Source organism: Paenibacillus cellulosilyticus (assembly GCF_003182255.1).
In the GTDB taxonomy this organism is placed as follows: Bacteria; Bacillota; Bacilli; order Paenibacillales; family Paenibacillaceae; genus Paenibacillus_T; species Paenibacillus_T cellulosilyticus.
In genome coordinates this window covers 68,240-94,874 of sequence record NZ_QGTQ01000013.1, presented here as the reverse complement: position 1 = coordinate 94,874, position 26,635 = coordinate 68,240, and the positions used below count along the sequence as shown (strand labels likewise).

Here is a 26,635-nt window from a genome sequence, read left to right as displayed (position 1 = left end):
GATCGCAATTCCGATCGTCCAAATCATGCCGAATATACGAGCCGGGCCGCTAAGTCGCCGCCACCTGAAGAGCAGATGCAGGAACGGGACAACCAGCCATCCAACGATGCGCCACATGTCGGAGTCATTCCTTTCGTATGTAAAGGTGCTTTAGTCTCTACTATTCTACCACATAAGAATTTATTAAGATTTCAAATCTATTACGAAAGAACAAAATCTTAGTAACAAAAAACAACTTCTCAGCCCAGCCGCTTATTCTAGAATGCCTCGTATAGAGGTTTTCTCGCGATATAAGTATATCAGTTGCAGGGATATATTCGAATATCAAGCCTGTTTATGTAAGATATAACATTAGAACTATTGCTTTGATATCCGAATCTGCAAATAATAGCTATAATTGAATGTTAAAAGCGCTGTCTCATTCACCTGTAGTGTGTAGAGTGAAAGGGGGGAGAACGGTTGTACAAAGTATTTCTAGTAGACGATGAACCGTTTGTGCTAGAGGGGCTGAAGCTGCTGGTCGATTGGAAATCAAGAGGCTTTGAAGTATGCGGCGAAGCGTCCAATGGCGAAGAAGCGCTTGCAGCAATCGTTCAATACTGTCCCGATCTTGTTATTACCGACATTCGAATGCCGGTCATGGATGGACTGGAGCTGATTCGTCAAACACGAGAATATTTGGCGGATTCAATTCGATTTATCGTGCTGAGCGGCATGTGAAACCACTTCCACTCGTTATTCCTTTCATTCTCAGCCTGCCCGCCTGGGAACTTTGCTTAAGAAAGAGATAGAACCATCCCTCCATGACCCACTCCACCGTGACCGGACCGTTCCTTCCATGTACCGAAGCCACTTCGGATGGGAGGCGACATCATGCAAGCCAGTAACGGCTTTTTTCCAACCCTAAACGATATGCTTACGGCACGACGACCTGCGAGCCGCTGACGGTGAAAGTAACGGATGCGAATCCAGGTAAGCCTGTACTGTCGCATAACAACCGGGTACGTATGTATACCGAGCCGAGTTAGCCAATGAGAACAGTGTTACGTCGAGTGCTGAGATTACGGTGAAAGTGAAATAGAAGGCGGCTGCGTTGCGCCCAGGTGGAAGATCCGCTTGGGCGTGTTTGTGTTGTTATTCGATTGCCTTAATCATTCTTCTAAAGACGTCTTCCCAGTTATGATCTTTATTGTCGATTGTATAGGTGGGGAATGGTAGTTTATCAAGCAGTTCCAGTTCAATCCGTTTACGGTTCTCCATAAATTTAATATTTTGTTCAGATGCAAAGCGAGGTTTCGAACGTACAGAAGCAATCCACGTCTGTTGTTCTCGGACACTTGGCTGAGTTAAATAAATAAGCACAGGGTTCATGGCTGTGATCTGATTGGCGATTTCACGAATATGGTGCTCGATTTGGTGATCAGTCGCTTGATAATGACGCAGTAGATCGTGAATCTGATGCTGTAAAAATACCGCTTCGAGCACATACACATCCTCAGCATCGCTCTTGAGTTCGGCGAAACGCGTCCAATGCTGCTGGATCGAACAGGTAAACTCTGATTGAGAAGCAGGTGGTGAGTCTGTCCAGCATAACTCACATGACTTCAATTCAGTGAAGAGCGGCTCCATCTCTTTGAATTCTTTAACTTCCCGATAAGGGATCAGATAGCTGCTTCCATCCGTTATGACTCGTGAACGAACTACATCTGCTGCAATCTGGATATCGCCTTAGAAGCCCCGCGAATTCCTCTTTTCTAAAAAACGCGTGCCCATTCAAGCTCACCGGATGCCCGGGTGCACCTTCATCGTAGAAGTGAGAAGAGATACCCTGAAGTGTCAGGTACTGATGCAGACGTTCTGCCAGCGTTGATTTGCCTGTGCCGCACAGGCCTTCAACTAGTATTACTCTGTGTTTCCCTGCCATTTGATTTGCTCCTATGAACTTGAGAGTAGTAGATTCGCCATATCATTGCTATCTTCTCTTCATTTTTTGAGGCGTTCACTCCTTAGTTTAACACTCTCTATCACCTCACTCATCCTTCATTTTCTTTAGCTGGTAGATATGGTATGATGAGTATATCGGAAGTTTGAATTAAGTAACCCAATTCATATTGAGGTGGTGTAAATGCTAATGAATGATGATCCGATCAAGATCGGCGTAGCGAACAAGGAAGGACAGCTCGGCTTCGTCTTTACGAGAGGTGGGATGCGGGAGGGAGCAGGGCGCAAGGGCATCGGGGTGACGAAGAAGGTGTCGCTTACTCTATCAGACGAGATGTGGGATAAGCTGGAGCAGCATTGTCATGACCAAGGGATATCTCGTTCTGAAGCGATTCGCCATATGATAGAGACGCATTATTCCTCGTAGATTCATGCAGAGAGGCAGGAGAGGTTGTTGCTAGTTCATATCACGAAGGAGCGTCTCATGCATGCCCTTCAGCATGTCCTGAAGGCGGTATCTGTGAACCATCCGATACCGATTCTGACAGGCATACATATCGAGGCGACAGCAGAAGGGTTGATTCTGACGGGCAGTCACACAAGCATGTCGATTGAAGCATGGATACAGCAGGATGGGACGGCGGTGATCGTGGAAGCAGCGGGCAGTATCGTTGTCCCTGCGCGTTATTTCTATGAAATCGTACGTAAGCTGGATGACGGCATGATCGTGATCGATGGGACGGAATCGATTGTAGCCGCGATCTCGACCGAGGGCTCCTCGATTCGATTGTGCGGGATGGATGCGGATGAATACCCGAAGCGCAATCGAAGCGCGAATGCTGCTGCTACTTACCGTCTTCGTATTGAAAGTGAATCACTGAAGTCAGCTATTAGACAGGTGGCGACAGCTGCATCGACTTCAGAAAGCAGACCTGTTCTCACTGGCGTATGCATGTCCTACCTAGGTGGCAGCGAGCTTAGGCTAACGGCGACAGACGGGATTCGGCTCGCGACTTGTACGATTCCAGTTGAGATTCGAGGCAGTATGCCGCAGTCTGCAGAGTTCATCGTTTCTAGCCGGAGCATGCTCGATATGGCAGGTATGTTAGATGGCCAAGGCGAACCTATTGAGCTGCAAGCAAGCAGCGACTTGATCATATTCAGGACGGCGAATTTACATATTCAGTTGGCACCAATCGAAGGGACTTTCCCTTCGACCCATTCGATTATCCCTCGAACTTATCAATCTGAGATTACAATCGAGACGGCTCGCCTGCAGCATGCATTGGAGCGTGCAACAGTGTTGGCAGGGGATCGGATCGTTAGGATGACGGCTACTCGCGAACAGCTAGGAATCGTGTCGCGTACTGCGGCTATTGGTGATGGTAAGGAATGCGTACCGGTCGCAGCGATGGAAGGCGACGAGTTCTCGCTTTCTCTTAACGGTAAAATGCTGACCGATATCGTACGGTGCTTAGCGTACACGTATGTTAGGCTTCGGTATACAGGCGAGCGAGGTCCGATTGTTTTGCAGCCAACGGATAGGGATGGAGAGGGTGATTCGTCTGCGTTATTTTTGCTCACGCCCGTTCGTACCGCGGTGCAAGTGAATTAGATTAGGTTCTGACCGTTACGTTCGGCCCTATTGACCTACATTGACGTCCTTGGTTTTTTCTATCCATCGGCGATAACCACCACTACTGTAACGGTTTCCACAGCGCTTATGATGCGAGAAAGATGACGTATTGAATTCTACCGGTTGCAGCAGCGGTTATTCGGATGGAACGCGGACTTTTTATCGAAAAATGACCGCATAGGCGCAATGGCAACCGTTAGCCGGGAAAACAGCCGATTTCACACCCAATAGGCGCTGTCGCAACCGTTTAGTATTATGCTGGAGCGGGCGGGGGCCACCGGGCCACACCAAACCTGGCTGCTCAACGTCCCGCTAGCGTGCTTGAGGCGTTAGATAGGATACATAAAAGTATACTATCCTCCCGAGAACGTTATTGGAGGGTAGATTAGTATACAGAAAAGCATCCTAACTACCCGCCAGCGTGCTTGAGATGTAGATAGGCCACATAAAAGTATACTATCCATTCACAAACGGTCTCGGGGTGGAGATAGAAAACGGAAAAGTATCCTATCCCTACACGAACGGCAGCAAGTTACACCAATAGCCAGCACAAAAAAAGGCACCGCGTTCGCGGTGCCTTTCACTATACCTATCGATTAACGAAGGTTCTGGATGTCTACTTCCGCATTCGTATCTGCTTCGTAGTCGACGCCTTCCGTCTCGAAGCCGAACAGCTGGAAGAACTCGCGGTGGTAGCCTTTCAGATCGGACAGGTCGTATACGTTCTCCGTCGTCAGGTCAGCCCACAGCTGAGCAACCTCGGCTTGTACATCGTCGCGCATTTCCCAGTCGTCGAGGCGGATGCGGCCTTGTGCGTCAACTGGCGCTTCGGCGCCGTTGTACAGGCGGTCGCTGAACAGGCGGTACATTTGCTCGATGCAGCCTTCGTGGATGCCTTTTTCCTTCATGACTTTGTACAGTGCGGAAATGTACAGCGGCACGACTGGAATAGCCGAGCTCGATTGCGTAACGAGTGCTTTGTTCACGGAGATGAACGAACGGCCGCCCGTTTCTTTCAGCTTCGCGTCCAGACGCTTCGACGTTGCGTCGAGATCGTCCTTCGCTGCGCCGATCGTACCTTCTTTGTATACCGCGTGCGTAATTTCTGGTCCGATGTAGGAGTAAGCGATCGTCGTAGCACCGTCAGCCAGTACGCCAGCCTTCTGGAGCTCTTCGATCCACATTTCCCAATCTTCGCCGCCCATTACGGCGATCGTCTGACGACGCTCATCTTCCGTAGCTGGCTCGATCGTAGCGATCGAAACTTCACCGTTGTGGAAGTTAACCGTTTTGTTCGAGTACGTTTCGCCCAGCGGCTTAATAACCGATGCGAACGATTCGCCTGTTTTTGGATGCGTACGGCGCGGGGAAGCTACGCTGTAGACAACCAGATCGATCTGACCAAGCTCCGTGCGGATCAGGTCGATCGTTTTTGCTTTGATCTCGTCGGAGAATGCGTCGCCAACGATGCTGAACGATTTGCGTCCTGCTTCAGCAGCAGCTGCTTCGAAAGCAGCCGAGTTGTACCAGCCAGCTGTTGCTGTACGAGCGCCTTCTGCCCCTTTGTCAAAATAAACGCCGACCGTGTTCGCGCCAGCGCCAAACGATGCGACGATACGCGATGCCAGGCCGTAGCCCGTCGATGCACCAACAACGAGTACGTTGCGAGGTCCGTTAATAGCGGGCTTCGACGTGACGTAGTCGATCTGGCGTTGAACTTGTCCAGCGCAGCCTTGCGGGTGCGCGGTCGTGCAAATAAACCCGCGGGATTTCGGTTGAATAATCATTAGGAACGTTCCTTTCTGTATGCAGCATAATTTAGATTCTTATATTTGCTTTCATAGCAGCTCCTTCCTATTTTATATGAAAACCGCCTCCAAGCGAAAGTGTAAGGCCCAAAAATGTTCAAATCGTTGCACGGTGGCCGCGACAATAGAGGGGGCTACTTGCATACAATGAACGGGTTGTCTTAAGCAGCAATTGCTAAGCGTATTCTTACGAAGCAAGTAATTTGCTTGCATGGAGCAGGACCTACGATGAAAGCAAATTACTTTTAGGAGGGAGGAGTCAAGATGCAGCCAAGACGCGAAGGTAATGCACAGGGGATCGATGTCTCGCATTATCAGGGGGATATCAACTGGGCGAAGGTGAAAGCGGACGGCATTTCTTTTGCTTTTCTGAAAGCAAGTCAAGGTCAGACGTTCCGCGACTCCATGTTCATAAAAAATGCAGCAGGCGCACGTAATGCAGGTATACTTGTTGGCGCCTATCACTACATCGATGCAGCATCGACGGATGCAGCCAAGAAGGAGGCTGCTAACTTCGCTGCTGCCATCGCAGACGCGGGTGGGATCGAAGCGTTCCAGCTGCCGCCGGTGATGGACTACGAAGAGATTCAGGACGGTATGAACGTCTCGGATGTTCATGCTGTAGCGATGGCATTCTTAACAGAGATCGAACGGCTGACAGGCGTTCGTCCGATCATCTATACCTATATCGGATTTGCTTCGAATTTTGACGCTTCGTTCAGCGCTTATGATGTTTGGATGGCAAGATACTCCACTGATCCGCCAGCTGATACATTGGCCTGGAAAAGGTGGACGTTTCTTCAGTACAGCGACGGTACAGTTGGCGATGAACGGCCAGGCGGCGGCAAACAAGTTGATGGCGTTGCCGGACCGGTTGATTTGAATGAATATGACGGAACGGAAGAGGAGCTTGAAGCGGCATATCGCAATGACAGCGATGATACGGATGAAGGGGGAGACGAAATGACAGACGCAGAGAAGCAGCAAATGGAGGATTTAACGAACAGGGTGGCTGCACTGGAGAAGCGCGTGAACATGTCGGGCAATCAGACGCCGCCGGCATGGGCGAACGATGCGATTGTCGCGGCTAAGAAATCGGGTTATATTACGACGTCCAACGATAAGGGGCACGCCGAACTGGTCATGATTCAGATGTTGTACAACGCAGGATTGTGCAATGAGGAGTTGGTAGCTTTCTTTCGGAGCTTTAGCGCCGAGACGAAAGCAGCAATCGATGCACTTGTGAACGGTCAAGGGTAACAGAGCTGCGGAAGCGCAGCATTCTCATACACTGGCGGACCTGTGAGAAACGGAGGCAGGTTCGTCTTTTTGTCGTGCCAATAACTCTCAGCTAGTCATTAACCGGGCATAACCGATCGTCGAGGACGATTACACCGCTCAGTTGGCCGTCTTTCGTTACAATGACATAACGCTGCTTGAGCCGCATAGGCATCCGCATTAGCTGCTCTTTGAGCTGGGTAAGCGTACATGCTGCATCAATAATAAGAGGCTCGTTCATGAGCTTAGTGATCGGCATTGTGTTCATCGTGTGCCAGTCGCCGGTCGTGATTTGCAGAAAATAGCGATCCCGCACAATGAGGCCGACTGGACGATCCTTGGTATCACATACAACAGCGCATGGTGATGTGGTGTAGCTGTTCAGCAATTGAGTGGTCTGTTTGCAGGTCCATTTGGTAGTCAGTCGAGGGACTGGACGAGCCAGATCACCGGCAGACATTTGCAAGCCACGTGCTCCGTTAGACGATGGGTGAACAACAGAACGCTGCAAAAACTTTGAAACGAGTGACTTCATCATAATGTTCATCCTTTGCAAGTGAATTGTAAGAGTCTTTCTCCCCCGTGCGAGTGGCAGTGCACTTATATTGGGTACTGCCAGCATATATCGTTTGTATTAAATGCAATGCCGATTCACGTAAAGCGATTGTAAAGGTTGTTGGGAGTAACTCTCGAAATTTCGTCGATTCCATAATGAAAAAAATCCGATAAGTATGCTATTATTTAAGGACGAGTCTGTATTTGACCATTAAAGAATATCGATAGACGAAGGAGCGAAAATGAATCATGGCAAAAGTGCTAGTTTTCGGCCATAAAAATCCGGATACGGATACGATTTGTTCGGCAATCGCGTACGCGGAGCTGAAGAAGCAAATCGGTGTTGACGCAGAGGCGATCCGCCTTGGCGAAGTAAACGGTGAAACGCAATACGCGCTTAACTATTTCGGTATCGAAGCACCGCGTCTGGTTGAAGCGGTAGCAGCAGAAGCGAAAGAAGTTATTCTCGTTGACCATAACGAGCGCCAACAAAGCGCTAACGACATCGCGGACGTTCGCGTTCTCGAAGTTATCGACCACCACCGTATCGCAAACTTCGAAACGAGCGATCCGCTTTACTATCGCGCTGAGCCAGTTGGCTGCACGGCGACGATTCTGAACAAAATCTACAAAGAAAAAGGCGTTAAAATCAGCAAAGAAATCGCAGGCCTGATGCTGTCCGCTATCATCTCCGATTCCCTGCTGTTCAAATCGCCAACTTGCACGCAAGAAGACGTTGACGCAGCTCGCGAGCTCGCAGCAATCGCTGGCGTAGACGCTGACGTGTATGGCCTTGCCATGCTCAAAGCTGGTGCAGATCTGAGCGACAAAACAGTTGCACAACTGATCTCCATCGACTCCAAAGAGTTCACGATGGGCAGCGCGAAAGTTGAAATCGCACAAGTTAACGCGGTAGACACAAACGATGTTTTGTCCCGCCAAGGCGAAGTGGAAGCAGGCCTGAACGCGATCATTGAAGAGAAAGGTCTTGACCTCTTCCTGTTCGTTGTAACGGACATTCTGACGAACGATTCCGTAGCTATCGCGCTCGGCCGTTCCGCGAACATCGTTGAACAAGCTTACAACGTAACGCTGTCGAACAACACGGCAGTTCTGAAAGGCGTTGTATCCCGCAAGAAACAAATCGTGCCTATTCTCACAGACACGTTCAATAAGTAAGATTTGCACCCAGAAGAACGGTAAGAGACAGTCTAACGGCTGTCTCTTACCGTTTTTTATTTGTTGTTTTATGCGGTCCAAACCGCTTGGAATGATTTCTAGCTGCCTCTTCCTATCGCTTACACCCTTAATGCGTTCTTCAAGCCAGCGGCGTGCGGGATAATCGAACGGCAAGCTTGGCGTAGACCGGCAATAAAGCCAAAGGCGGGACCGTGCGTGTGGCTGGCAAGCGGTCCTGCAAAATAAAGTCCAGGTACACTGCATTCGAAATGCTCGTTTAGGAGGGGATATCCTTGGAAGGGTTGAGGTTCCCGATGGATCGTGCTGCGCAGCTCAGGCGCAAGGAAAGGGAGGAGATTCAGGTTCATGCGGTAGCCGGTGGCGGAGATCACGTGGTCGACCAATCTGGTCTCGCCATTGGAGAGGATGAGATGCACTTTGCTGTCTTCATGAACGTCTGCTCGAACGATCTCGACGCTGCCGGTCACTTTCACTTTGCCTTCCACATATGGCTTTAGGAATAAAGCGACACTGCCCTGTCTAGGCGTATTCCAACGTTCCGTTTTCTCTTCGATTGACTGCCTATAAAACTGCTCGGCTGATTCGATTAAACGAAGTCCAGAGGCGGCATTGTCTTCCCCAGCAAAGCGAACCTCCTCACGACGAAACAGCAGCTCCGCATCACTACCAGCCCTATGAAGCAGTGCGGCTGCTTCCCATGCGCTTTGGCCGCTTCCGACGATGGCTACCGAACGGCCTCGGAATTGATCAAATCCAGTCTGACCGAAGGTATGCGTCACCCGATTAGAGGGGAGCGAGCGCAGCACGTCGGGGATGTAGCTGAAATGCTGCAAGCCTGTAGCAATTACAATACGAGAAGCTGTAAGGCACCCGCCTGATTGCGTAGTGATGACCCAACCGTTCGGAGCTTGTGAGAATGCAGCCGCCAGCTCGGAGGTAAACTCGACACCAGCGTGACGCGCGAACCAGAAGCCGTAATCGACGAATGCGGGTCGAGGAAATGGGGAAGCAAGCGGGATGCCGTTCTCCCTGCAATAACGTTCAATCGTCCATTTGTCTTCACTGTCCGAAAGGCTGATATACAACGGGTTCGTGCGAATAAACATGTTCTGCGGCATTTGTTCTTTCCAGAAGTGCATCGGCAGCCCAAGCAGCGCATAAGAAAGACCAGCTGCTCTAGCATGTGCGGCTAGTGAGATGCCGTATGGACCGGCTCCGATAATCGCAAGATCAATGATAGGAACCTCCTCCTCCTTGTTTATATTAACTTATACCGACTATTATAAGTGGATTAATATGGATTACAAGTGTCAGATGCAAGGTAACTAGATGTATCGTCATTTGTTGTTGTTTATTGCTGAATTCCGTTATAATGATCGATAGCTAATTATCATCAACGGAATATTAGGAGGAATGAGCTTATGTTCGCAGCCCATCGTCGGGAACAAATATTACAGCTGCTCCAGCAGCATAAACAGGTCATTGTGAAGGAGTTAGCTCGCCAATTGAACGTGTCGGAAGGGACGCTTCGCACCGATTTGCGCCAGCTAGAGGAGGAGGGATTACTAGAGCGGACACACGGAGGCGCGGTGCCTGTCCGGTCGAAGAAGCCAGCCTCATCGGTGCAGGATATGCGGGTTACATCCCGCAGTGAATTGAATGCGAACCTGAAGCAAGCGATCGGCAGGAAGGCAGCCGAACTCGTTCATCAAGGACAATGCATTTTGCTCGATGCAAGCTCGACCGTGCTGGAGCTTGCCAAGTCACTTGTCGATTGCGATTATTTGACAGTCGTGACGAACGGCGTGGAAGCCGCGCTGACACTCAATCGCAATCCGCGAATTAACGTTATTCTGATCGGTGGCGTACTGCGTCCGGGCTCTGGTTCGGTGGAAGGCGTGCTCGGTCGAACGATTCTTGAAGAGATTCACGCTGACCTGTTCTTTACCTCTTCGCTTGGCTTCACGCTCGAAGAAGGCATGACAGACTTCAGCTTATATGAGGCAGAGTTGAAGAAGCTGATGGCAGCTAACGCATCGCGCATTGTAGCGATGCTGGACCATACGAAACTAGGCCGTCGTTCGATCGCGACAAGCGTACAGACACGCGCAGTTCATTCGCTTATTACGGACGAAGGAGCCGATCCGAATTTCCTTCGGGGGATTACAGGAATCGAAGTGCACATTGCTAACACTGCTGATTACCGTCATTTGATGGAATAATGACGATAAATCAACGAAATTAGATGTATTAAACGTTGGTATTCGCTTATCGAACGAAGAGTGGATGAAAACGTCAATAAAAGTAAACAATCGTTGACATTCGAATGGCGCGGGACGGACAATAGAAGGTAAGGATCGCCACTAGATCAGCGATTGTATGAATGGGTATAAGTGTTCGTTTTGTACGTACACTTTTCTATCAGAATCTATAACGCTCTATTGTTTTATTCATGCGCTTCAAGCACGCACAACAAGTAAGCTATGCCCGAAAGGGCACGCGATTCCTCTTACCGTAGTACGCAGCCACGCCTTTGTCTATCCTACGTTCCCCCTTCCGGGGTCCAGGGGACGGGAGTCTCATGGGGTCCTCCCTAGCAGGGAGGATTTAGGTGGTCCTGATTTAGGTGGGTAGAATTATAAAAGGATGTGCATCCATCAATGATTGCGACGACATTGGACGGATTCGTAATCGATCTGGACGGAACGGTGTTCCGAGGGGATCAAATTATTGAAGGCGCGCCAGAAGCAATTGCTGCATTGCGAGAAGCGGGCAAGCGGCTTGTCTTCCTAAGTAACCGCGGCAATATCTCTCGTGCAATGTGTCAGGAACGGCTTAGCCGGTATGGCATTGCGGCAGCGATGGATGAGATTGTGCTTTCCTCAACGGTAACAGCTCGTTATTTGTGCAAGCATGCACCAGGCTGCCGAGTATGGACGCTTGGCGATCCCGGTTTGCGCGAAGAGCTGGAATCGTTCGATATTGTGCATGCTGAGCAGCCAGAGAATGCGGATTGGCTTGTCATTACACTTCACGAGACGTTGACATACCGAGATTTGAACGATGCCTTCCGCGCTGTACGACATGGCGCGCGCATCATTGCTACGAACGCCGATCGGTCATTCCCTGGTATTACAGGCGACCAGATTGACGTTGCAGGTATGATTGGGGCCATTACGGCTTCGACAGGTGCGGAGGTAGAGCTTGTCGTCGGCAAGCCTTCGGCTTTAATGGCGGAAGCGGCGCTGTCGGCACTTGGACTTGCGGCGAATCAATGCCTCGTCATCGGCGACAGCATGGAATCGGATATTGGGCTCGGCAAGCGTGCGGGTATGAAGACTGCACTTGTGCTGACGGGTTCGACGGTACAAGCGCCAGTAGGATTGTGGCCGGCGCGGCCGGACTGGATATGGCCATCCATCGCGGAGTTGGCCAGCATTGCAAGGGATAAAGGAGAGAGAACGGTATGAGTCAAGTGTTGAACAATTTGAAGGAAGCAGCACCGTGGCTGGATGATGCAGCGCTCGGCGCGATTGCAATCGATCCGATCGTGATCGAGTCAGGTGCGCTCAGACAGGTAGCACCCTATTTGTACGACCGCGGCTTTAAGCGTGTGTTGATTGCAGCTGACTATAACACGCATGCAGCGGCAGGTACGCAGCTGTGGCCTCGAATTGCCGACGCAGGCATATCGGTCCAGACGACGCTTATTAAGCCGGATGCACAAGGTGATGTAATCGCCGATGAAGCATCGCTTGTTCAATTGATGATGGACATTCGTCAGACCCGTGCAGAGGCAGTCATTGCTGTCGGTTCGGGAACGATTCATGATATTTCGCGTTATTCGGCTTACTTGACGGGCATACCGTTCATTTCGGTACCAACTGCCCCTTCGGTTGATGGCTTCAACTCCAAGGGTGCGCCGCTCATTATTCGCGGCGAGAAGAAGACGTTCGCGGCAATTGCGCCGGATGCGATTTTTGCTGATTTGGATATTTTGTGCGAGGCACCAGCAGCTATGGCTGCAGCGGGCTTCGGAGATATGCTTGGCAAATATACGTCGCTGTTCGACTGGACGTATGGCACTGCTGCGGCTAACGAGCCGTATGACAAGGCCGTTGCAGCTATTACAGCACAGGCGCTGCGCAAGTGTGTGGATCACGCTGAGTCGATCGGCCGCCGCGAGACGGCAGGCATTCGTGCGCTGACAGAGGCGCTGATTGAGTCCGGGCTTGCGATGCTGTTGTTCGGCCAATCGCACCCAGCGTCGGGTGCGGAGCATCATTTGTCCCACTATTGGGAAATGGAGTTTCTGCGGCTTGGACGCCGTGCGCTGCTCCACGGTGCGAAGGTTGGCGTAGCTTGCGCAACGATTTCTGCGTATTACCGCCGTGTGGCGGCAGAGTATCCAGAATTGCTCGCTGCAGATCCGCAGCTGGAACAAGCGCTCGCCGCTGTTCCTGCAGCTGAAGAATTGAAGCGGCTGCTCGCCATTGTTGGGGGTCCAACAACGCCGGAAGAGCTTGGTATCGACGAAGAGCTGCTGCAGCGCAGCTTGCTGGAGGCGCATCTGATCCGCGCGAATCGCAGCACGCTGCTGCGTGCTTATAATGAAATGCCGGCACCTGCAGCCGCAGTAAGCTAACCAACGCAATCTTATTTTCGATATATAGATAAAGAGAAGGCCTCGAACACGCATGCATAGGCATGATGTACTCGAGGCTTTCTTTCGTTCTCTAGAAAAAATGATTACTTGTTCAGCATGTGGAAGACTTGCTCCACGTCTTTGTCGCCGCGGCCGGACAAGTTGACAATGATGATGCTGTCCTTGCTCATCGTTGGTGCAAGCTTCTTCGCATGGGCAACAGCGTGCGCGCTCTCGAGCGCTGGGATGATGCCTTCCGTTCGGGACAGCTCTTGGAACGCAGCGAGCACTTCTTCATTCGTAACCGTTACGTACTTCGCACGGCCGATTTCTTGCAGGTAGCTGTGCTCAGGTCCGATACCCGGGTAGTCGAGACCGGCAGCGATCGAATAGGTTGGCTTCGGATTCCCCTCTTCATCGAGGAGGACGAGACATTTGAAGCCATGGATAACAGCAGGTACGCCTTCCGTCATTGTAGGCGCTTGGTCTGGCTCGACGCCGATCAGTTGAACAGACGGCTCGTCAATATAGTTGGCGAAGGAGCCGATTGCGTTGCTGCCGCCGCCAGCACATGCGATAACGGCATCCGGCAGACGACCTTCCTTCTCGATAATTTGACGCTTCGATTCTTCACTGATGATCGATTGGAAATGTTTAACCATCGTAGGGTATGGATGTGGCCCTACTGCCGAACCGAGCAGGTAGAACGTTGTTTTGTAGTTCATAACGAGATCGTTAAGCGCTTCGTCGACGGCATCCTTCAGGCGGCCTTGGCCTTTATCGACAGCAACGACCTTCGCGCCGAGCAGTTCCATGCGGAATACGTTAAGTGCTTGGCGGCGAGTATCCTCAGCGCCCATATATATGATGCATTCCATGCCGAACATTGCACATGCCGTCGCCGTAGCAACACCGTGCTGTCCAGCGCCGGTTTCAGCGATGACGCGTTTCGCGCCCATGCGTTTTGCCAGCAGAATTTGACCAACTACGTTGTTAATTTTGTGAGAGCCTGTATGATTCAAATCTTCGCGCTTCAGGTACACCTTAGCGCCGCCCCATTGCTCAGTCAAATGCTCAGCGTACGTCAGTGGGTTTTCCCGTCCGACATACTCTTTCAAGTAGTAGCGAAGCTCCTCGTTGAACGCTGGATCGTTCTTGAATGTGTTGAATTGTTCTGCTAGATAATCCAGTACCTCTTGCAGCTCTGGCGGCACGAAGCTTCCGCCGAATTGGCCGAAATAGCCTACTGCCGTTTGTTGATCTGCCGTCAATGAAACCGCCTCCAATAGGGTGTCTTTTGAACGAGCTTCTGCTCACCTCTATATCCTACCATAAAAAAGTACAAGCAGCAGGAATATCAAGGAAAGAAGTGATCGAAATAGGCAGATGGCTGGGACAACCCTGTCGAGGCTTACATATAAATAGGATATATTCCCGATGCTGCGTCGACGGCTTGTTTGATCAAGCAAGCGTCAGATGCAGGCAATCATGAAGGAGGGGGGAATATGCCGCTTGCCTGGCTTTGCTCGATGGCTGCTGTAGTCGGTACCACATTTACGTATGCATTTGGCGCATGGCCTCAATCACTTACGGTGCTGCTTATTGCAATGGGGGTCGACTACTTGACTGGAATCGCTGCTTCGATGAAGGAGAAGAAAGGATTGAACAGTCATGTCGGCTCTTGGGGGCTTACTCGTAAAGGGTTGACGTTGTTGATTGTACTGCTTGCGCATCAGATAGATTTGCTGCTCCATCTGGAGGGTGTCACGATGTCCGGCGCGATTTATTTCTATCTGGCCAATGAGTTGATCTCGATTACAGAGAACTACGGAAGGATTGGACTGCCGCTTCCTGATAGCTTGAGACAAATGATTGAAGTGCTCAAGGATAAGGGGGGGAGCAAAGACAATGACCAAGATGACGAAAGTCAAACCGGTCAACATGAAGAAAAGGGCGACTCGAAAGGCGACAATTCCAAATGAATGATTAATGATATAGTCCGCTTGCATAAGCGGGCTGTTTGTCGTTATAATAAGAACAAGTGTTCTGTTTTTTTGAACTGGTTTGAAGGGGGTTGCCGATCAATGGCGGTAACGAACGAGAAGCCTGCGCCTGCAGATCGGCGCACAGCGCCTCCGCCGGTACAGAGTGAGGCGGAGCAGTCGATGGTGAAGCGGTATGTGCTGCTCGGCATCGTCATGCGCATATTAGACCATGACATTCGCGTCGTCGCACGCTCAGGCATGAAGCTGCCTCGACTGTACGAATCGATGCTGAGAGCGGTGCAGGACCGTGTCCTGCTTGATCTGGCTGCGCTGCGCAAGCAGTTTCGCGATGCGGGCATTAAGATTTATGAGGAGAGCCAGCAGCACGACAGCATGGTTGCCAAATATGTATGCCGCGGTTATCATCATCAATTTGCGATGGTGTGGGGATTCGTGAAGGCGGAATCGGAACGGCTGATGAAAACGTATTTACGCGACTAATTTTGTTCATACATTTGTCACATTCGGTAGAAAAAAGTTTGTGCTCCTGGGAGTTAGAGGTTGAGAAGATTGGACGAAGTTGGGTATTATAAGGAGTAGACTAATGCCTGCAAGGGGGAGCACAGATTTATGCACAAGTGGATTATGTTCGTCGTGTTTTCAGCGGCAGCTTTACTCAGCGTATACCTGCTCACGTTCGGTCTTCCTGAGAAACCGAAGGATGAGACGGCAGGATTGCCAGAAGGCATGCAATTGCTGAAGGTTGAAGCGTCGAACGACTTCGTATTCGACCAGCAAGAATATCATGTCAAAGCCGGTCAACCGGTTCGACTGATCCTGAAGAACAAGAGCGGTATCCACGGCCTCGAGATCAAAGACTTCAACATCGACCTACAAGGTGAGACGTTGACGCAGGACGTAACGTTCGACAAGCCTGGCACGTATGAAATTCACTGCTCCGTTATGTGCGGTGTCGGCCACGCGGACATGAAATCGGTATTGATTGTAGAATAAGAGAAAAAGGAGCCGACTCGGCTCCTTTTCCTTGTTATGTCTCAATCATGTGCGCCTTGCCGAACGCGCTGGCGGCTAATGATGGTGTCGACTACGAAGCCAAGTACCGCCCAGGTAAGAACCGTCAATATATACAGGGGCAGGATGGCGACGTTGTGAACGTCGAACAGCAGCTCTGCAAGCCATGCAGGGACGCTCAACATGAAGAAGACGAAGTTGTGCGAATCATATCCTGTAGCGTTAAATAAGCAAATCGCCAGCCCGATAAGGGTGGCTGCTATCGTAACTGAATAGCGCATCGAATGGCCGATCCCCTTTGTACGTCAATTTGTAGGTGACGTTATTATGTGAAGGCGGCGGCTGGATTATTGGCGATAAAACCTGCCTTATGCTTACGAAGCTGCTGTGCTCCATAATGCAGTAGATCGCTCATCCTGCATTAGCATCGGCAGTGGTTTTCTCATCGGAGCTTTTCAAACGCCATCCCGGCGTTCTAAACTATATACGAAGAGGTGGATATGAATGATTACACATATCGTTATGTTCAAATTGAAGGATCGCAGTGCGGAGAGCATTGAGCGTACAGCTCAAGTGCTTCGTGACATGGAAGGCAAGATTGATGTACTGAAGCATCTGGAGGTCGGCGTCGACGTCCTGCACTCGGAGCGTTCGTATGACATCGCGCTTGTGACGAAATTTGAATCGATGGAGGCGCTTGAGGCGTATCAAGTGCATCCGGTTCATAAGAAAGTAATCGAGCATATGTCGCAGGTGCGCGATGCATCTGTGAGCGTCGATTACGTAAGCTAAGGAGCAGCAGCACATGGGAGACGTATACGAGCCGCTGACTTATCTCATTATTGTGATAATCAGCAGCATTATTATGGTAGCTTGGCTGAAGCGTCGGGGACGCAAGTCGGGCTCCGATCACAACGCAGAATAAGCATCAGCCATACGGGCTTGGAAAGGAGCGCCAGCCGACAATGTATTATGTAAATGTCGAGCAGATTCAACAACGGTTGCAGGCGATTCCTGCTATAGCCGAGACACTAACGGACTTAACGGCAAGCTGGAGCGGCTCGCAGCTGGAAGGAATGGCGCAGGAGAGAGCGCTGCATCTTGCCATTGAAACCGTAACCGATGTGGGAAGCTTTCTGATTGACGGATTTATTATGCGCGATGCTAGCAGCTACGAGGACCTGGTCGATATTATCGTTGAGGAGAACGTACTGCCAGCTGAGCTGGTAGCGCCGCTGACGGCGCTTGTGAAGCTTCGCAAACCACTTGTCCAATACTACTACGAGTGGCCGCGTACGGAGCTGCATGAGCTTTCGCCAGTATTGCCAACTGTGCTTGCGCGGTTTAAGGCAGCAGTAGAGCGTTACTTAGCAGAGGAGCTGCAGCTGTAATTGGTATGACCTTAGGCGAGGGCGGTGGATAGGATGGACCGAAGCGAACCAAGAGACGATATGGAACATCCATCGCTGCGAAGCGGGCAATCGACCAGGCGGGCAGTCTTGGAGCTGCTCAAGACAAGAGGTGTACAGAGTGCAGGCGAGCTCGCGAGCAGCTTGGGCTTGACGGAGATGGCAGTACGCAGACATCTCTACGCACTTGAGAGCGATGGCTTTATTCATCAGACATCTGTCAAACGCGGAGCGGGCAGACCGAAGCATATGTACGAGCTGACCGAAGAGTCCGAAGCGTTGTTTCCAAAAAATTATCACGGGCTGACGCTGGAGATACTGGACGAGCTGTCTGCGGATACCGAGACAGCGCCGCTGGTCGATAAGCTGTTCCAGAGCCGCAAGCGCAAGCTTATCGAACGCTACTCGCCACGTATGGCAGGTAAGTCGCTGGACGGCCGGGTCAAGGAGCTAGCGGCCATTCAGCACGCAGGTGGTTATATGGTGGAGGTCGAAGAGCTCCAGGCAGGCAGCTACCAGCTGCATGAGTACAACTGTCCGATTGCACAGGTCGCAAAGCCATATCAGCAGGCGTGTGCTTGCGAGCTGCAGCTGTTCGCCGAGCTGCTGCAGGCGAAGGTGGAGCGCACGGAGTGTCTCGCGAAGGGCGGCGCCAAGTGCACTTATGCCATTCAAGCGTCTGTCGGTGACGATTTACAACCTTAGCCATGGGCTTGTATCGACAATGCCCAATCATAAGAACATCGTACGTAACCGTAAGGTTATTGCGATGTTCTTTTTTATGCTCGTCCGTTGTGTCGAGTCAAGCCCAGACTGATTATACTGTCATTACAAATTAGGCATTCGTCTACTACCACCGGGGAGACGATGCGGGAAAGGAGCAACTTAGATCATGATTACGGTATTGTGCGAGGTTGCGGCGACGGTTGTATTCGTTATTTTGACAATCGGCCTGTTAATCGGGCTGCGGATCATCGTGATTCGGCTGAAGCAGATGCAGCAGGCGGCTGAGCGGCTGGAGCAGGAAATGCACACGCTCATACGCAGGATGCAGGGGACGACAGAGCGGGCCGAAGTCGCACTTGATCTGGTCAGCACGCAGCTTAAGGCGGTAAGCGGCCTATTCCAGGCAGCATCCGTGCTTGGCGAGTCCGTGGAGAACGCCTCTGCTGCCGTCAATGCTATGACGGCGGCGATGGCGAATAAAGCACGGCAGCAAGCGGAGCGGATTGAGAACAAACGGCTTAAAGGGCTTGATGAAGCGCTTGATTGGGCAGAGGTTGGGATGACGGCTTGGCAGCTATGGCAATCCGTACGTGACAAAGTTGTAAAGAAGCCTGCATGCTCCGGTGAGGGCGATGGGCACGCTAACAACGGAGGGAGCGATTTATAATGGCAAAATCAACGAGTGGTAAAGGATTTCTGCTAGGCGCATTGGCAGGGGCGGTTGTCGGTTCTATTACGGCATTGCTGTTTGCACCTAAGGCGGGCAAAGAGCTGCGTCATGACATTGCGGAAGGCGCGCAAAAAGTGGGAGATACAACATCACGCTTCGCGCATCAAGTAGGCGAGACGACAGGCCGTATTGCAAAGCAGGTTGGCGGCGGTGCTTCGGAAGTTGCGGATCGTGCGAAGAATGCTGCATCGGCAGTTGTATCGAGCGTGAAGTCGTGGCGTGGCGTTGGATCGAAGGCAGAAGCGGAGCTGGAAGCCGCTATCGTTAGCACACTGACGGCAGGTATCGCTAACGGCGCGGAGGACTCGGTAGAAGACGTAACAGAAGGCGCGCTTGAGGAGTTGGAGCCTGAGACGGAGCAGGTACAATTCCAGGCTATTGAAGAGAAGCCCCTTCAAACGATTGGTTAAATAATAGTTGCTCGGCTGAAGGCGACCGTCCGATGGATGCGGTCGTCTTCTTGCTGCATATGCTGTAAAAGCACACGCGTAGAGACAGGTACATTTCGATGCGGGCGTTCATATGCTAATGCAATCTGTACAATTGCTGAAAAAGAAAGCGGTGTGGATGTGCAGCAGCCGATTGCGATACTAGATTCTGGCGTTGGCGGACTTACCGTTGCCAAAGAAATTATGCGACAGCTCCCACAAGAGAAAATTGTTTATTTCGGCGATACCGCCCGCACGCCATACGGAACAAGACCGGCAGATGAAGTTGTACAATTTACGCGAGAAATTGTAGATTATTTGATTCAGTATGATCCGAAGATGATTGTCATTGCATGCAATACTGCGACAGCGTTTGCCCTTGAAGATATTAAGAAGCAGGTGAATGTTCCGGTTGTTGGTGTTATTCACCCAGGCGCCAGAGCAGCAATCGGCAGAACGAATTCAGGTATTATTGGTGTTATCGGTACAGATGGAACGATTAAGAGCGGTGCCTACGAGCTGGCGCTGAAGCAGCTGGATCCTCAAGTTCATGTCGTTAGCAGAGCGTGTCCTACGTTCGTTCCACTCGTGGAGCGGGGCAATTTTCGTTCGGAGGAGACATACATTACCGTACATGCAGCGCTTGGCGGCTTGCGAGATTATCCGATGGACTGCATGATATTAGGCTGTACACATTATCCGTTTCTGGCCGAAACAATTGGCGAAGTAATGGGACCTGAAGTTGTACTCATAAGCTCGGCTGAGGAAACAGCACGTGAAATAAGCACGATTCTCCATGAGCAAAATAATCTTTCTGACGTCGAGGTAATGCCCGTTCACCAGTTTTTTTGCAGCGGGCAGCCAGCGATGTTCCGAGTTATAGCCAAACAGTGGCTTGGAAAGCAGATTGAACTGACACCGGTCGTCTGGCAAGTTTCGCAGATCGGCTAATTATATGTGTCCCATTAGCGCTTCGTCAGAACGCTAATGGGCAGCAATAAACGCTCAAGGCAGGCAAGCATGTATCAGCGGTCATGAGCCGTCATGAAAACGAATATTATGTATGGATAAGCATCGCAAGATGAAGATCATGAATGACAATTGTGATCGTAATCGATCGATCAAAGGGAGGAAGATCCCGTGCTATCCTATACTGTTCGCCCAGGCGACACGCTTTTGCGTGTCGCACGACATTTTGGCGTGTCCGCTGCTTCATTGCTTGCCTGCAATCCTCGTATTAGCGAAAATGAACCGATTCCACCAGGCGTAGTGCTGCGTGTGCCCCCTACCTCTGACGTTTGGTATGCCATTCAAGAGGGCGATACGCTGGAGAGGCTGTCGAACCTGTTCGGCATTGCTTCTTCGGCAATTGAAGCTGCCAACCGCAGCCTAGGGGCTGCCAGCCAATGGGCGGCAGGCACACTGCTGCGTATTCCGGCAGGACCGCCGAATCGAATTGTTGATGCACAGGCGGAATATGGTCCTGAAGAGCTGCAGCGTGACTGCGGCTTATTGGCGCGCCGTTACGAGACGGTCGAGACATCGATCATCGGCCATAGTGTAATGGGCAGGCCGATCACGGCGCTAAAGCTTGGCAGCGGACCTTATGTTATACACGCGAATGGCGCCTTTCATGCGAATGAATGGATTACAAGTGTGCTGTTGATGACTTTTGTTGAAGATGCTGCACAAGCCTGCGAGTCCGGTGCTAGTTGGCGCAATGCGAACGTTCGGCAGCTGCTAAGCGAGGTGACGCTGTGGCTTGTCCCGATGGTTAATCCAGACGGCGTAGCGCTCGTGCAGGAAGGGCTGCATCCTGGTCATCCGATGTATAACGAGCTGCTCGAGATGAATCGCGGCTCGCATCGGTTCAGCCGCTGGAAGGCTAACATACGAGGCGTCGACCTGAATGACCAGTTCCCGGCTTTCTGGGAAGAGGAATGCAGCCGTCGCGGCACGCCAGGCCCAGGTCCACGCGATTACCCGGGGCCGCGGCCGCTCAGTGAGCCGGAAGCGGCGGCAATGGCTGCTTTTACAGAGGAGCAGCAGTTCGAGCTTGTGTTGGCTATGCATACGCAGGGACAGGAAATTTATTGGAATTATCGCGACTACGAGCCTGCCGAGTCAGAAGCATTGGCATGCAGGCTCGGCGTCTCGAGCAGCTATCGTCCGGTTAAGCTGACAGGCAGTGATGCAGGTTATAAAGACTGGTTTATCCAAACGTTCCGGAAGCCGGGCTTTACGATTGAAGCCGGTATTGGCGTTAATCCGCTCCCGCTCACCCAATTCGAGGACATGTACGAAGATATCGCCAAGCTGCTGCTTGAAGCGATGACATTCCGCGTTTAAGGCAAGATGAAACCGAAGAGGCTGCTGAACGTAATGTTTAGCAGCTTTATTTGGCGTGGAATACTATTCGTATATCCGAACTGATTCGGAGATGGAGATGGAGTGAACCGTATGAACAAATGGTTGTCGTTTCGCCGATGGAAGCATATACTGAGCCGTGTATGGGTATTACTGAGCAATCCGCAGATTGCTTTTCGAGATAAACTATTGTTCCTTATACCCGTCGGTTTGTACTGGGTACTACCTGATATCCTGCTGCCGATTCCTTTTTTTCCAATCGATGATATTGCCGTTACATTGCTTGCATCGACGTGGTTCGCAAGGTGGATCGAGCGCAAGTATGGCATACATGGACCCGGCTCGGGATCGGATGTTGGTTGAGGGGAATATACAGCTTCGGGTTGAACTTAGATGATGGATTCTATACAATGAATAAGATAAGTGGACTTTTTATTTCATCACATAGATTGAAGGAGCGACATGACTATGAAATGCAAAATTTCCCGTGCTGCGGCGAAAGTTCTTCGTGCGGAGCTGGACAAGCAGGAGAATGAAGGATTGATGGTTCGCGTAAATGTGACGCATGCGCATGGCGATCACGCACACTACGGCTTGGGCATGGACACGCCTACGGATAAAGATGAAGTGGTAACGACGGATGCAGGCATCGATGTTCTTTTGGAAAAAGGCGTCGATTTCCTCGACGGTGTTCGGATCGACTATTTCTACGTACCGCAAGAAGGCTTTGCCGTGACGAACCCGTCCCGTGGCAACCACGGCGATCACTAATCGGAAACCATTATGCCTAACGACATAAGAATTTGCGATAAGTGCAATCACATCCGCGTCAAGACGATGCTGCCAAAGCTGGCGAAGCTGGTACCGGAATCTGAGATCAAGGTCGGCTGCAAGAATTACTGCGGACCATGCGCCAAGTACCCGTTTATTTTCATTAACGGCCGTTACTTGAAGGCGACCTCAGAGGACGAGGCGATCGAGAAGGCGAAGCAGTATATCAAATAATGCGCAGCAAAATAAAACGGCTGGTCGTCCTATGAACGGCGACAGCCGTTTTATTCCGCAAGAAGGCCTCTCATCATCCGATTACTCGGAGGATGAGAGGCCTTCTTTGCGTTCTGTCTGCAGGTCGTTAAGACGCTTTCGCAGTCGAATTGTTCTGTGCTTCGGCTGCGATTTCGTTCAGCCTGCCGATAATGTTGTACTGCACCGTCATATCGGAGATGCTCAGCTCCTTGCGTGCTTCCTTCGCACCGTCGATACAGCCGGCTATGTCGACGGTTTTGCCGGAGTTTGCATCATAACAAGTGCCGTGCTCGAGGATACCGTCCGTCGGTGGCGCGTAGTACACGTTCCCATCCGTAAAGGCGCCGTTGCGATAGACGACCTTCTTGCCTTCTAATGGCTTCGATAGAACGAGCGGTGTTCCGACTTTATGAAGATCTGCACTGGAGATGTCGAGCAGATGCATAATCGTTGGCGATACATCGAGCTGTCCGCCGACGTTATGATACGTTCCCGCATGCTTGCCGTCCGGCAGATGGACAAGGAATGGCACTTCTTTGAGTACTTGCTCGCGCTCGACTTCGTTCAACGGATGGCCAAGCAGCTGCTCGAACGGTTCCCAATCGCGAATCGAATTATCATGGTCGCCATAGAACAAGAAGATGGTATGGTCCCACAGCCCTTCCTGCTTCAGCTGCTCGACGAAGTTGCCTAGCGATTCGTCCACATAATGGACAGCCTGCAGGTAGTCACCGAACATGGTGCCTTTGAAGGACCCAACGTCCAGCTTCTGATAGCTTGCTGGCAGCGTGTAAGGATGGTGACTCGACAGTGTAATCAGGAACGAGTAGAACGGCTCCTTCTGTTCGCTCATGACGTCAGCCGATTGACGGAAGAACGAGTTGTCGCCGAGCGACCAGCCGAGCGGTTCATCAATCGTGAAATGCTTACGGCTGTAGAACGTGTCGTATTGCATCCGCTCGTACATCGTATTCCGGTTCCAGAAGCCGCCGTCATAAGCGTGGAATACCGAAGTCGAGTAGCCCGCCGCCTTTAGCGCTGCTGGTGTACAGTCGAAATCATTTTGCGCATATTGGATAAATACCGAGCCGCTTGGCTGCGGCTGCACCGAGCACTGTACGGCAAAATCGGCGTCCGACGTACGACCCTGCGACGTCTGGTGCGAGAAATTATCGAAATAGGCGCTTTCTGTAATGAGCTTATTCAAGTTCGGCGTAATTTCTTGCCCGCCAATCGATTGGCCAATAACGAAGTTCATGAACGCTTCGGCTTGCACCATGATGACGTTGCTGCCTTTGTATTCACCGAAGGTTGGATCAGCCTCAAGCGAGCGTCGAACATCTCCGCGCTCCTTGAACCATTCCTCCGCTTGGTTAATCTGGTCATCGGATGCGACGGCCTTGTGGATCCAATGCTGATTCGCATAGCGATAAACATCGTAGCCATGGAAGCCGAGAACGCCAGTCACGTTGTAGATCGATAGGTTCCACCAGTTGCCGACGAACAATCCTTGCGCCCACGTCCGCTTCGCAATGTTGACCGGTACGAACACAAGCGTAATGCCTGTTGCGAACACGATCAGCATGAACGATACGCGGAACAGCCAGCGGCGCAGCGCAGGCGATTTGCGGGTGTTGAAGCTAAGGCGCGCTGCTTTGTTCTTACGGCCGATCGCTCGGAATCCGATAATCGACAGCGCGATGACGAAGGGCCAATCCGCGAAGAACCAGAGGTCTCGCCATCCGAGCAGCGAGTCGATGCTGTCTCCCAGCGACTCTACTTGGCCGGCCTGCGTCAGCACAGGCACGGAAATTAAATCTTGGAAGTAGCGAAAATAAACAAGGTCCGCATAGACGACAGACGTTAAAATCAGGTTCAATACGACAAGCGTGATCATTCTACCGCGTTTCGGCAGCAGAATGGTCCAGAACGAGGCAAGCGCGAGCGTGCCCAGCGCAACGAAGACGTCATCGACGTTCATTGCCATGTTCGGAACGTTAATAAAGCGGTCAAACATAAACAGCTTCAGCATCATCAATACGTAAAAGGACAACAGGTCCGCCGCAAGGAAACGGACAAGAAGTCCGGCGGACACGTGCAATCCGCGTCTTGCAGCTTGTTGCAGCGGTCTTTCCATCACTTCGATTAAGCCTTCTTTCTTAACAAATAATTAATAAGCCATATATCATTATAGTCTAGCAAATCGACATTGCAAGGTTTTGGGAATGGTTGGATACTGTCATTGTTGCCTTATTAGCGTCGTTATAAGCAAGGAGGCGCGGCCATTTGTATTAGACGAGTCAGCCCTGGAATGCGAATGAAGTGTAGAGCAGCCGCTCTTATTTATACACAAAAGGGACTTCCGCTTATCTAAGCGTACCTGAACCACTCTTAGTGCTCCGTGTATGTATCAATAACCCGTCTTGCGCTTGATTAAGCGCGATTTAGCCGTACTTATCCAGCGCTGAAGTAGGGTGAGAACGAATTAAGTGCGGTTTTGCCACGCTAAAAAACGAAAAAGAGGGTAAAGCAGACGATCATCTGCTTTACCCTCTCTCCATGCTCAAATAAAACCTATTACAAATCCGATTCCCTGTTGCGCGGAGGAAGCGGGCCCATGTACTGATACAGCTGACACTCGATGCGGCCGTTGTACAGCTTGCGTTTCTTGTCTGCATTTCTCGTGAACGATTGCTCGAACTGCTTCGACGGACTCATCGCGAACAGCGACCAGTTCTGCAGCATCAAGTAGACGAAGCCGAGCTGTTTGATCGTTTTCTCCGCTTCTTTGTCATCGAGAAGGCGCTCGCCGTATGGTGGGTTCGTCACGATGACGCCGTAGGAGCCTTGCGGCTGCGCCTTTGATACAGGGAGCGTACGCAGCTTGATCTCTTTGGCGAAACCGGCCTTCTTCACCGCAGCTTCTGCAACCTCGATGGCAGCTGGGTCAATGTCGGAGCCGGCAATATCGAGCGGGATGTCATCGTTCACGAGATCGTACGCTTCCTCGCGAGCTTGCTCCCACAGCTCTTCTGGAACGAGCGGCCAATGCTCGCTGTTGAACGAGCGGCGCAGTCCGGGCGCCACGTTCCAGCCCATCATGGCAGCTTCAACGAGGAAGGTTCCGGAGCCGCAGAATGGATCGTACAGCGGACGATGAGGCGCCCAGCGGCTGAGCTGCAGGATGGCAGCGGCCATCGTTTCCTTCAGCGGCGCTTCCGTTACGAGCTTCCGGTAGCCGCGCTTGTGAAGGCCTGGACCTGTCGTATCGAGCGTCAGCAGCGCCTTATCGTTAAGCAGATTGACTTCGATGACGAAGCGGGCGCCGTCCTCTGGGAACCATTCGGTGCCGTAGCGCTCTTTCATTTTCTCAACGACGGCCTTCTTCACGATCTTCTGACACGCCGGTACGCTGGACAGCTGCGACTTGAGGGAGCGGCCCTCAACAGGGAACTCGCCATCGCCTGGAATCCAGTCCGGCCAATCGAGCGCCTTCGTTCCTTCGAACAGATCGTCGAAGGTGGTAGCCTCGAATTCCCCCATCTTTACAAGCACCCGGTCTGCCGTCCGCAGCCACAGGTTTGTCCGGCAAATATCAGCAGGCACTCCCGTGAAGGTCACTCTGCCGTTCTCCACTTTCTGATCTGTATAGCCAAGCTCCTTGAGCTCGCGCGCGACGATTGCTTCCAGTCCCATCGGCGCTGTTGCAATCAGTTGAATCTTACGTTCTGTCATCGTCATCCCCGTTCCCTATCGTAAGCGGCAATTGCTATTTGTACACCGCTCTTAGAAATCATACAATCAAGTATAGGGTAAAAGCGTATAATTGTACAAATGTACATAAGAACAATACAAAGATACACGTAGGA

General features: G+C 51.4%; 29 protein-coding genes. 21 read left to right on the top strand and 8 right to left on the bottom strand.

Going from position 1 to position 26,635, the window contains the following annotated elements:
• Positions 1–459 precede the first annotated feature (459 nt).
• Entirely contained in the window at positions 460–720 is a 261-nt protein-coding gene (locus DFQ01_RS31945; protein WP_110045107.1) for a response regulator, read from the top strand.
• Between the two features lie 414 nt (positions 721–1,134).
• On the opposite strand, the gene DFQ01_RS17090 is transcribed toward DFQ01_RS31945, so the two are convergent.
• Positions 1,135–1,629, bottom strand: coding sequence for a P-loop NTPase family protein (locus DFQ01_RS17090; protein ID WP_110045106.1), 495 nt, complete (start codon positions 1,627–1,629; stop codon positions 1,135–1,137).
• Between the two features lie 496 nt (positions 1,630–2,125).
• On the opposite strand from DFQ01_RS17090, the gene DFQ01_RS17085 reads away from it, so the two are divergent.
• Complete coding sequence (locus DFQ01_RS17085; protein ID WP_245946757.1) at positions 2,126–2,368, top strand: ribbon-helix-helix protein, CopG family; 243 nt, start codon at positions 2,126–2,128, stop codon at positions 2,366–2,368.
• Positions 2,369–2,395: 27 nt separating this feature from the next.
• Positions 2,396–3,556 (top strand): DNA polymerase III subunit beta, encoded by a 1,161-nt coding sequence (dnaN, locus tag DFQ01_RS17080; RefSeq protein ID WP_146216892.1) that lies wholly within the window; start codon positions 2,396–2,398, stop codon positions 3,554–3,556.
• A gap of 617 nt (positions 3,557–4,173) precedes the next feature.
• Here the strand turns inward: dnaN and fabV are convergent.
• A complete protein-coding gene (gene fabV, locus DFQ01_RS17075) occupies positions 4,174–5,364 on the bottom strand; it encodes an enoyl-ACP reductase FabV (RefSeq protein ID WP_110045103.1) in 1,191 nt (396 codons plus the stop codon).
• A 285-nt stretch (positions 5,365–5,649) separates the two neighbouring features.
• Between fabV and DFQ01_RS17070 the strand changes: the two genes are divergently transcribed.
• Positions 5,650–6,645: a glycoside hydrolase family 25 protein gene (locus DFQ01_RS17070; RefSeq protein WP_110045102.1), complete on the top strand. Its 996-nt coding sequence runs from the start codon at positions 5,650–5,652 to the stop codon at positions 6,643–6,645.
• A 91-nt stretch (positions 6,646–6,736) separates the two neighbouring features.
• Here the strand turns inward: DFQ01_RS17070 and DFQ01_RS17065 are convergent, their stop codons facing one another.
• Positions 6,737–7,201 (bottom strand): CBS domain-containing protein, encoded by a 465-nt coding sequence (locus DFQ01_RS17065; protein WP_146216891.1) that lies wholly within the window; start codon positions 7,199–7,201, stop codon positions 6,737–6,739.
• Between the two features lie 266 nt (positions 7,202–7,467).
• On the opposite strand from DFQ01_RS17065, the gene DFQ01_RS17060 reads away from it, so the two are divergent.
• The gene (locus tag DFQ01_RS17060) at positions 7,468–8,397 is read left to right on the top strand and encodes a manganese-dependent inorganic pyrophosphatase (RefSeq protein WP_110045100.1); all 930 of its coding nucleotides are present in this window, start codon (positions 7,468–7,470) and stop codon (positions 8,395–8,397) included.
• A gap of 119 nt (positions 8,398–8,516) precedes the next feature.
• On the opposite strand, the gene DFQ01_RS17055 is transcribed toward DFQ01_RS17060, so the two are convergent.
• A complete protein-coding gene (locus tag DFQ01_RS17055) occupies positions 8,517–9,653 on the bottom strand; it encodes an NAD(P)-binding domain-containing protein (RefSeq protein ID WP_281272020.1) in 1,137 nt (378 codons plus the stop codon).
• A 186-nt stretch (positions 9,654–9,839) separates the two neighbouring features.
• Between DFQ01_RS17055 and DFQ01_RS17050 the strand changes: the two genes are divergently transcribed.
• The 3 genes from DFQ01_RS17050 (at position 9,840) to DFQ01_RS17040 (ending at position 13,063) form a co-directional block, all read left to right on the top strand.
• Positions 9,840–10,640, top strand: coding sequence for a DeoR/GlpR family DNA-binding transcription regulator (locus DFQ01_RS17050; protein WP_110045098.1), 801 nt, complete (start codon positions 9,840–9,842; stop codon positions 10,638–10,640).
• Positions 10,641–11,078: 438 nt separating this feature from the next.
• Complete coding sequence (locus DFQ01_RS17045) at positions 11,079–11,888, top strand: HAD-IIA family hydrolase (protein ID WP_110045097.1); 810 nt, start codon at positions 11,079–11,081, stop codon at positions 11,886–11,888.
• Positions 11,885–13,063 (top strand): sn-glycerol-1-phosphate dehydrogenase, encoded by a 1,179-nt coding sequence (locus DFQ01_RS17040; protein ID WP_110045096.1) that lies wholly within the window; start codon positions 11,885–11,887, stop codon positions 13,061–13,063. The genes DFQ01_RS17045 and DFQ01_RS17040 overlap by 4 nt, the downstream gene beginning before the upstream one ends.
• A 104-nt stretch (positions 13,064–13,167) precedes the next feature.
• Here DFQ01_RS17040 and trpB read toward each other — a convergent pair whose 3' ends face one another.
• The gene (trpB, locus tag DFQ01_RS17035; protein WP_110045095.1) at positions 13,168–14,334 is read right to left on the bottom strand and encodes a tryptophan synthase subunit beta; all 1,167 of its coding nucleotides are present in this window, start codon (positions 14,332–14,334) and stop codon (positions 13,168–13,170) included.
• Between the two features lie 234 nt (positions 14,335–14,568).
• On the opposite strand from trpB, the gene DFQ01_RS17030 reads away from it, so the two are divergent.
• The 3 genes from DFQ01_RS17030 (at position 14,569) to DFQ01_RS17020 (ending at position 16,062) form a co-directional block, all read left to right on the top strand.
• Positions 14,569–15,045: a phage holin family protein gene (locus tag DFQ01_RS17030; protein WP_110045094.1), complete on the top strand. Its 477-nt coding sequence runs from the start codon at positions 14,569–14,571 to the stop codon at positions 15,043–15,045.
• A gap of 102 nt (positions 15,046–15,147) precedes the next feature.
• Entirely contained in the window at positions 15,148–15,549 is a 402-nt protein-coding gene (locus DFQ01_RS17025) for a YhjD family protein (protein WP_110045093.1), read from the top strand.
• Positions 15,550–15,678: 129 nt separating this feature from the next.
• On the top strand, positions 15,679–16,062 hold the full coding sequence (locus DFQ01_RS17020; RefSeq protein ID WP_110045092.1) for a cupredoxin domain-containing protein: 384 nt from the start codon (positions 15,679–15,681) through the stop codon (positions 16,060–16,062).
• 41 nt (positions 16,063–16,103) lie between these two features.
• On the opposite strand, the gene DFQ01_RS17015 is transcribed toward DFQ01_RS17020, so the two are convergent.
• Positions 16,104–16,361 (bottom strand): hypothetical protein, encoded by a 258-nt coding sequence (locus tag DFQ01_RS17015; protein ID WP_110045091.1) that lies wholly within the window; start codon positions 16,359–16,361, stop codon positions 16,104–16,106.
• A 223-nt stretch (positions 16,362–16,584) separates the two neighbouring features.
• Here DFQ01_RS17015 and DFQ01_RS17010 point away from each other — a divergent pair, with 223 nt between their 5' ends.
• From DFQ01_RS17010 to DFQ01_RS16965, 10 genes are all read left to right on the top strand, one after another.
• Positions 16,585–16,872: a Dabb family protein gene (locus DFQ01_RS17010; RefSeq protein WP_110045090.1), complete on the top strand. Its 288-nt coding sequence runs from the start codon at positions 16,585–16,587 to the stop codon at positions 16,870–16,872.
• Between the two features lie 173 nt (positions 16,873–17,045).
• The gene (locus tag DFQ01_RS17005) at positions 17,046–17,471 is read left to right on the top strand and encodes a DUF86 domain-containing protein (protein ID WP_110045089.1); all 426 of its coding nucleotides are present in this window, start codon (positions 17,046–17,048) and stop codon (positions 17,469–17,471) included.
• A gap of 33 nt (positions 17,472–17,504) precedes the next feature.
• Positions 17,505–18,194: a helix-turn-helix transcriptional regulator gene (locus tag DFQ01_RS17000; RefSeq protein ID WP_110045088.1), complete on the top strand. Its 690-nt coding sequence runs from the start codon at positions 17,505–17,507 to the stop codon at positions 18,192–18,194.
• A gap of 187 nt (positions 18,195–18,381) precedes the next feature.
• Positions 18,382–18,882: a DUF948 domain-containing protein gene (locus DFQ01_RS16995; protein WP_110045087.1), complete on the top strand. Its 501-nt coding sequence runs from the start codon at positions 18,382–18,384 to the stop codon at positions 18,880–18,882.
• Positions 18,882–19,355 (top strand): YtxH domain-containing protein, encoded by a 474-nt coding sequence (locus DFQ01_RS16990; RefSeq protein WP_110045086.1) that lies wholly within the window; start codon positions 18,882–18,884, stop codon positions 19,353–19,355. The genes DFQ01_RS16995 and DFQ01_RS16990 overlap by 1 nt, the downstream gene beginning before the upstream one ends.
• A 159-nt stretch (positions 19,356–19,514) precedes the next feature.
• Positions 19,515–20,324: a glutamate racemase gene (gene racE / locus DFQ01_RS16985; protein ID WP_110045165.1), complete on the top strand. Its 810-nt coding sequence runs from the start codon at positions 19,515–19,517 to the stop codon at positions 20,322–20,324.
• A gap of 189 nt (positions 20,325–20,513) precedes the next feature.
• Positions 20,514–21,722: a M14 family metallopeptidase gene (locus DFQ01_RS16980; RefSeq protein ID WP_110045085.1), complete on the top strand. Its 1,209-nt coding sequence runs from the start codon at positions 20,514–20,516 to the stop codon at positions 21,720–21,722.
• A gap of 111 nt (positions 21,723–21,833) precedes the next feature.
• Positions 21,834–22,103 (top strand): hypothetical protein, encoded by a 270-nt coding sequence (locus DFQ01_RS16975; protein WP_110045084.1) that lies wholly within the window; start codon positions 21,834–21,836, stop codon positions 22,101–22,103.
• A 105-nt stretch (positions 22,104–22,208) separates the two neighbouring features.
• Positions 22,209–22,511, top strand: coding sequence for an iron-sulfur cluster assembly accessory protein (locus DFQ01_RS16970; protein WP_110045083.1), 303 nt, complete (start codon positions 22,209–22,211; stop codon positions 22,509–22,511).
• Between the two features lie 12 nt (positions 22,512–22,523).
• Positions 22,524–22,745, top strand: coding sequence for a YuzB family protein (locus tag DFQ01_RS16965; protein WP_110045082.1), 222 nt, complete (start codon positions 22,524–22,526; stop codon positions 22,743–22,745).
• 127 nt (positions 22,746–22,872) lie between these two features.
• Here the strand turns inward: DFQ01_RS16965 and DFQ01_RS16960 are convergent, their stop codons facing one another.
• Positions 22,873–24,903 carry an LTA synthase family protein gene (locus tag DFQ01_RS16960; RefSeq protein ID WP_110045081.1) on the bottom strand — a complete coding sequence of 677 codons (2,031 nt, stop codon included), beginning with the start codon at positions 24,901–24,903 and terminating at the stop codon, positions 22,873–22,875.
• A gap of 440 nt (positions 24,904–25,343) precedes the next feature.
• On the bottom strand, positions 25,344–26,501 hold the full coding sequence (locus tag DFQ01_RS16955) for a THUMP domain-containing class I SAM-dependent RNA methyltransferase (protein WP_110045080.1): 1,158 nt from the start codon (positions 26,499–26,501) through the stop codon (positions 25,344–25,346).
• Positions 26,502–26,635 lie beyond the last annotated feature (134 nt).